Origin of the sequence: Streptomyces sp. DG1A-41 (genome assembly GCF_037055355.1) — a bacterium.
GTDB lineage: Bacteria > Actinomycetota > Actinomycetes > Streptomycetales > Streptomycetaceae > Streptomyces.
In genome coordinates, this window is the sequence record NZ_CP146350.1 from 1,315,361 (window position 1) to 1,322,500 (window position 7,140).

Annotated in this window: 4 protein-coding genes and 2 rRNA genes (1 of these 6 running past the window's edge); all 6 read right to left on the reverse strand. The window is 63.4% G+C overall.

What is annotated here, in order from left to right; all coding sequences use genetic code 11:
* Window positions 1-2: 2 nt before the first annotated feature.
* Complete coding sequence (locus V8690_RS06260) at window positions 3-335, reverse strand: small basic family protein (RefSeq protein ID WP_003988855.1); 333 nt, start codon at window positions 333-335, stop codon at window positions 3-5.
* Window positions 332-1,246, reverse strand: coding sequence for a DUF881 domain-containing protein (locus V8690_RS06265; RefSeq protein WP_338776319.1), 915 nt, complete (start codon window positions 1,244-1,246; stop codon window positions 332-334). The genes V8690_RS06260 and V8690_RS06265 overlap by 4 nt, the downstream gene beginning before the upstream one ends.
* A gap of 98 nt (window positions 1,247-1,344) precedes the next feature.
* Window positions 1,345-3,840 (reverse strand): mannose-1-phosphate guanyltransferase, encoded by a 2,496-nt coding sequence (locus tag V8690_RS06270; protein ID WP_338776320.1) that lies wholly within the window; start codon window positions 3,838-3,840, stop codon window positions 1,345-1,347.
* Between the two features lie 115 nt (window positions 3,841-3,955).
* A complete protein-coding gene (locus V8690_RS06275) occupies window positions 3,956-4,564 on the reverse strand; it encodes a CDP-alcohol phosphatidyltransferase family protein (RefSeq protein ID WP_338776321.1) in 609 nt (202 codons plus the stop codon).
* A 109-nt stretch (window positions 4,565-4,673) separates the two neighbouring features.
* Window positions 4,674-4,790: ribosomal RNA gene (rrf, locus tag V8690_RS06280) — 5S ribosomal RNA — on the reverse strand.
* Between the two features lie 89 nt (window positions 4,791-4,879).
* A 23S ribosomal RNA gene (locus tag V8690_RS06285) occupies window positions 4,880-7,140 on the reverse strand (it continues 859 nt past the right edge of the window).

Here is a 7,140-nt window from a genome sequence, read left to right on the forward strand (position 1 = left end):
CCTCACGCCCGGAACACGTGCCGACGGATCGCCGCGGCGTTGGAGAAGATCCTGATGCCGAGGACGACCACCACACCGGTGGACAGCTGGGCACCCACGCCCAACTTGTCGCCCAGGAACACGATCAACGCGGCCACGACCACGTTCGACAGGAACGACACCACGAAGACCTTGTCGTCGAAGATGCCGTCGAGCATGGCCCGCAGGCCGCCGAAGACGGCGTCGAGCGCCGCCACGACAGCGATCGGCAGATAAGGCTCGACCACCGCCGGAACCTCAGGCCGGACCAACAGGCCGGCCACGACTCCCACGACGAGGCCCAGTACGGCGATCACGATGTGCCCTTCTCGCTTTTCTCAGTGCTCGGCTGTGCTGTACGTACGATCACACTCGGTGCGGCAGGCAGCCGGAGGTCCTCCTCCACGGAGATGGCTGTCCTGACGCCGTAGCTCTCCTGGAGCGCGTTCAGGTACAGCCCGTCCGCGCTGTTCTGGAACCGAGTGCTCAGCCGCTGCCCGTCCCCGACCGCGAGCACCGTGTACGGCGGCACCAGCGGCTTGTTGTCGACCAGTATCGCGTCCCCCGCGGCCCTGATCGCGGACAGCGCCGTCAGCCGCTGCCCGTTGATCGAGACGGCCTCGGCGCCCGACTCCCACAGCCCGTTGACCACGCGCTGCATGTCCCGGTCGCGCACCCGGCCGGTATCCGAGAACCCGGTGGTCTCGCGCGGGTTGCCGTCACCGCCGGTGCCGGCCTCCTTGGCGTCGTTCACCACGAGCTTCATGCCGGGGCCGTGCACCGCTGTGGCGCCCGACAGGATGCCGACGATCTCGGACTCGGCGCTGCCACCGCTGTGCTTCAGCGCCTCACGCTGTCGCGCGCTCACGTCCTCGCGCAGCCGGTCGACGGAGTCCTCCAGCTTGTCCGCCGTCTCGGACTCCCGGTCGATCCGGTCGACCAGTTCCTCGCGCTCCTTGGCGACGACCGGAGCGGCGACCCGCGCCTGCGCCGCTCCCACGGTCACGACGAGGGCCGCGAGCACGAGGCCGGCGGCGAGTCCCAGCTTCGCCCTGAGCGTCTTCGGCATGCCACCGTCGCCCGCGGCCTTCTTCCGCGCGGCGGCCTCGGCGTATCCGTCGTCGAGGCTGTGGTCCATGACGTTGGTGATCAACGACATGGATGCGTCCGGGCGCCTGGGCCGCGTCGGCGTGCTCCGAATGGGGGGTTGCTGCGGCATGCCGCACATCGTCGCACGTCGCGGCCACTACCTCCGAACGGCCCCACCGGCGTGCCGGACAGGCCCCCTTGGGGACACTTGTCCGGCACGCACGCGTGCAGCCCGTTCTACCGGCCGGCGCTGTCCACGACCGCCGACCACTCGTCCAGCAGTGCCTGCGCGGAGGCGTCGTCCGGCCCTTCGGCCCACAGGTGGGTGACGGCCTCGGCCGGGTCGGGCAGCACCATCACCCAACGGCCGTCCGTCTCCACCACACGCACGCCGTCCGTGGTGTCCACGAACCGGTCGCCGGCCGCCTCGACGACCCGGCGCATCACGAGCCCCTTGACGGCCCACGGAGTCGCCAGGTCCCGCTTCAGGACGTGCGCACGCGGGATCCGCGCATCGATCTGGCTGAGCGTGAGCTGCGTCCGCGCCACGAGCCCGATGAGCCGTACGAAAGCCGCGGTGGCGTCGTACACGCTGCTGAACTCGGGGACGATGAAGCCGCCCTTGCCGTCGCCGCCGAAGATCGTCCCTTCCTCGCCGCCCACGCGCGTGAGGTCGTCGGGTGACGTGGTCGTCCACTCGACCTGGGTCCCGTGGTACGCCGCCACCTGCTCGGCGATCCGGGTCGTGGTCACCGGCAGCGCGACCCTGCCGCTTCGCCGCTCGGCGGCGATGAGGTCCAGCATCACGAGCAGTGCCCGGTCGTCCTCGACGATGCGTCCCTTCTCGTCGACGAGGGACAGCCGCTCACCGACGGGATCGAACCGCACCCCGAACGCGGCCCCCGAGGACGCGACGATCTCCCCGAGACGCACCATCCCCGACCGCCGCATGTCGGCCGTCTCCGTCGGCCTGGACTCGTCGAGACCGGGATTGATCGTCAGCGAGTCGACACCGAGCTTCCCCAGCAGACTCGGCAGCACGAGGCCCGCACTTCCGTTGGACGCGTCCACGACCACCTTCAGGCCGGACTCCGCGATCCCGGTCGTGTCGACGTTCCGCAGCAGCGACCCGGTGTACGAGTCGAAGACGCTCGCCGGGAAGTGCAGATCACCGATCTCCCCGGGGAACGCACGCCGGTACTCCTGCCGCGCGAACACCCGGTCCAGCTTCCGCTGGCTGCCCTGGGACAAGTCCGCGCCCTGCCCGTCGAAGAACATGATGTCGACGGAATCCTGCACCCCGGGCGTGGTACGGATCATGATCCCGCCGGCACTGCCGCGCGCCGTCTGCTGCCGGGCCACCGGCAGCGGCACGTTCTCCAGGTCCCGTACGTCGATGGCGCTGGCCTGCAACGCGGAGATCACCGCTCGCTTCAAAGCGCGGGCACCACGCGAGTGGTCGCGGGCCGTGGTGACGGTCGAGCCCTTCTTCAGGGTCGTCGCATAGGCACCGGCAAGCCGTACCGCCAGCTCCGGCGTAATCTCCACGTTCAGGATCCCGGACACACCACGGGCGCCGAAGAGGTGCGCCTGTCCCCTGGATTCCCAGATGACCGAGGTGTTGACGAAAGCGCCGGCTTCGATGGTCTTGAACGGATAGACCCGCACATTGCCCTGAACGATCGATTCTTCACCGATCAGGCACTCATCACCGATGACCGCCCCGTCCTCGATCCGCGCCGCGCGCATGATGTCGGTGTTCTTTCCGACCACGCAGCCACGCAGATTGCTGTGCGGCCCCACGTAGACGTTGTCGTGAACGACGGCCTTGTGCAGAAAAGCGCCGCTCTTGACGACCACGTTGGAGCCCACGACGGTGTGCTCACGGATTTCGGCGCCGGCCTCGACCTTGGCGTAGTCACCGATGTAAAGCGGCCCGCGCATCACGGCGTCGGGATGAACCTCTGCCCCCTCCGCGACCCACACCCCGGGGGAGATCTCGAACCCGTCGATGTCGACGTCGACCTTGCCCTCCAGGACGTCGGCCTGCGCCTTCACATAGCTCTCGTGCGTGCCGACGTCCTCCCAGTACCCCTCGGCGACGTAGCCGTAGATCGGCTTGCCCTCCTTCATCAACTGCGGGAAGACATCGCCGGACCAGTCGACGGGCACATCGGGCTCGACATAGTCGAAGACCTCGGGCTCCATCACATAGATACCGGTGTTCACGGTGTCGGAGAAGACCTGGCCCCAGGTGGGCTTCTCGAGGAAGCGCTCCACCTTGCCTTCCTCGTCGACAATGGTGATGCCGAACTCCAGCGGATTGGGCACACGCGTCAGACAGACCGTGACCAGTGCACCCTTTTCCTTGTGGAAATTGATGAGCTCGGTGAGGTCGAAATCCGTCAGAGCATCACCTGAGATGACGAGGAAGGCATCGTCCTTCAACGCCTCTTCGGCATTCTTGACGCTTCCGGCGGTACCGAGTGGCTTCTCCTCATTGGCATAGGTGAGCTCCATACCGAGCTCTTCGCCGTCACCGAAGTAGTTCTTGACGAGCGAGGCCAGGAACTGGACAGTTACGACTGTTTCGTTGAGCCCATGCCTTTTGAGCAGCCGCAGCACGTGCTCCATGATCGGGCGGTTGGCCACGGGCAGGAGCGGCTTGGGCATGCTTGAGGTCATGGGGCGAAGGCGCGTGCCTTCGCCTCCGGCCATCACGACGGCCTTCATGTCGGAAGCGTCCTCCTCGAAGAGACGACGGTCTAGCCGACTTCCCCCGCGAGGATTGTCCCGCACTTTTCCACCACGGGCCAACGCACCGCTTCAGTGGGAGCAATCCGCGAGTTCAATCGGGCATGGCGTCCGCACGGACCAGGCGGCGGACTTGTACCACGTAGAGGACTCCTGCCCACCAGTACAGCGTTGTACCCCATCCGGCGAACGCCCATCCGAAAATAGCAGCCAGTGACGAGATCCAACCACTACCGTCACTGAGCAGGAGCAGCGGGAAGGCATACATCAAGTTGAAGGTGGCGGCCTTGCCCAGGAAGTTCACCTGGGGCGGCGGATAGCCGTGCCGGCGGAGGATGCCCACCATCACCAGCAGAACCAGCTCCCGCGCCAGAAGTACAGCGGTCAACCAGAGAGGCAGAATCTCGCGCCAGGTGAGGCCGACCAAAGTCGAAAGAATGTAGAGTCGGTCGGCCGCGGGATCGAGGAGCCGGCCGAGGCTGCTGATCTGGTTCCAGCGCCGCGCGAGCTTGCCGTCCAGGTAGTCACTGATGCCGCTCAGGGCCAGTACCAGAAGGGCCCAGCCGTCACTCTGGGGCCCACCGAACTCAGGCCGCAGAATCAGCCACAGGAAGAGGGGCACGCCGACGAGGCGCGCCATGCTGAGGATGTTCGGGATGGTGAGCACACGGTCCGTCTGGACGCGAGTCTCCTGAACCTCCACCCGGGGGCCTCCTGTGGGAAACGAACCAACGATGCTCCCTGACCTTACCTCAACGCAAAAAAGCTCTGGCTCTCGGGCTGTATGCCCAAGAACCAGAGCTCTAAAAGGAGTTCGGCGGCGTCCTACTCTCCCACAGGGTCCCCCCTGCAGTACCATCGGCGCTGTAAGGCTTAGCTTCCGGGTTCGGAATGTAACCGGGCGTTTCCCCTACGCTATAACCACCGAAACACTATGAAACTGACAACCGCACCACACCGTGACCATGGCATGGGGCTGTTCGTGGTTTCAGAACCAACACAGTGGACGCGAGCAACTGAGGACAAGCCCTCGGCCTATTAGTACCGGTCAACTCCACACGTTACCGTGCTTCCATATCCGGCCTATCAACCCAGTCGTCTACTGGGAGCCTTACCCCATCAAGTGGGTGGGAGTCCTCATCTCGAAGCAGGCTTCCCGCTTAGATGCTTTCAGCGGTTATCCCTCCCGAACGTAGCCAACCAGCCATGCCCTTGGCAGAACAACTGGCACACCAGAGGTTCGTCCGTCCCGGTCCTCTCGTACTAGGGACAGCCCTTCTCAAGACTCCTACGCGCACAGCGGATAGGGACCGAACTGTCTCACGACGTTCTAAACCCAGCTCGCGTACCGCTTTAATGGGCGAACAGCCCAACCCTTGGGACCGACTCCAGCCCCAGGATGCGACGAGCCGACATCGAGGTGCCAAACCATCCCGTCGATATGGACTCTTGGGGAAGATCAGCCTGTTATCCCCGGGGTACCTTTTATCCGTTGAGCGACGGCGCTTCCACAAGCCACCGCCGGATCACTAGTCCCGACTTTCGTCCCTGCTCGACCCGTCGGTCTCACAGTCAAGCTCCCTTGTGCACTTACACTCAACACCTGATTGCCAACCAGGCTGAGGGAACCTTTGGGCGCCTCCGTTACCCTTTAGGAGGCAACCGCCCCAGTTAAACTACCCATCAGACACTGTCCCTGATCCGGATCACGGACCCAGGTTAGACATCCAGCACGACCAGACTGGTATTTCAACGACGACTCCACCTGAACTGGCGTCCAAGCTTCACAGTCTCCCAGCTATCCTACACAAGCCGAACCGAACACCAATATCAAACTGTAGTAAAGGTCCCGGGGTCTTTCCGTCCTGCTGCGCGAAACGAGCATCTTTACTCGTAGTGCAATTTCACCGGGCCTATGGTTGAGACAGTCGAGAAGTCGTTACGCCATTCGTGCAGGTCGGAACTTACCCGACAAGGAATTTCGCTACCTTAGGATGGTTATAGTTACCACCGCCGTTTACTGGCGCTTAAGTTCTCAGCTTCGCCCACCCGAAAGTGAGCTAACCGGTCCCCTTAACGTTCCAGCACCGGGCAGGCGTCAGTCCGTATACATCGCCTTACGGCTTCGCACGGACCTGTGTTTTTAGTAAACAGTCGCTTCTCGCTGGTCTCTGCGGCCACCCCCAGCTCAGAGCGCGAAGCTCATCACCGGATGTGGCCCCCCTTCTCCCGAAGTTACGGGGGCATTTTGCCGAGTTCCTTAACCATAGTTCACCCGAACGCCTCGGTATTCTCTACCTGACCACCTGAGTCGGTTTAGGGTACGGGCCGCCATGAAACTCGCTAGAGGCTTTTCTCGACAGCATAGGATCATCCACTTCACCACAATCGGCTCGGCCTCAGGTCTCAGCCACAAGTGCGACGGATTTACCTATCGCACGGCCTACACCCTTACCCCGGGACAACCACCGCCCGGGATGGACTACCTTCCTGCGTCACCCCATCACTCACCTACTACCACCTTGGTCCGGCGGCTCCACCACTCCCCTTTGCCCGAAGGCTCCAGGGCGGCTTCACGGCCTTAGCATCAGCGGGCTCGATGTTTGACGCTTCACAGCGGGTACCGGAATATCAACCGGTTATCCATCGACTACGCCTGTCGGCCTCGCCTTAGGTCCCGACTTACCCTGGGCAGATCAGCTTGACCCAGGAACCCTTAGTCAATCGGCGCACACGTTTCTCACGTGTGAATCGCTACTCATGCCTGCATTCTCACTCGTGAACCGTCCACAACTCGCTTACGCGGCTGCTTCACCCGGCACACGACGCTCCCCTACCCATCCACACACCCGTTGGGGCTGTTGTATGAATGACACGACTTCGGCGGTACGCTTGAGCCCCGCTACATTGTCGGCGCGGAATCACTAGACCAGTGAGCTATTACGCACTCTTTCAAGGGTGGCTGCTTCTAAGCCAACCTCCTGGTTGTCTCTGCGACTCCACATCCTTTCCCACTTAGCGTACGCTTAGGGGCCTTAGTCGATGCTCTGGGCTGTTTCCCTCTCGACCATGGAGCTTATCCCCCACAGTCTCACTGCCGCGCTCTCACTTACCGGCATTCGGAGTTTGGCTAAGGTCAGTAACCCGGTAGGGCCCATCGCCTATCCAGTGCTCTACCTCCGGCAAGAAACACACGACGCTGCACCTAAATGCATTTCGGGGAGAACCAGCTATCACGGAGTTTGATTGGCCTTTCACCCCTAACCACAGGTCATCCCC

Coding starts and splice junctions, on each gene's coding strand:
- V8690_RS06265 (WP_338776319.1), bottom strand. CDS start 1,246: ATGTGCGGCATGCCGCAGCAACCCCCCATTCGGAGCACGCCGACGCGG.
- V8690_RS06270 (WP_338776320.1), bottom strand. CDS start 3,840: ATGAAGGCCGTCGTGATGGCCGGAGGCGAAGGCACGCGCCTTCGCCCC.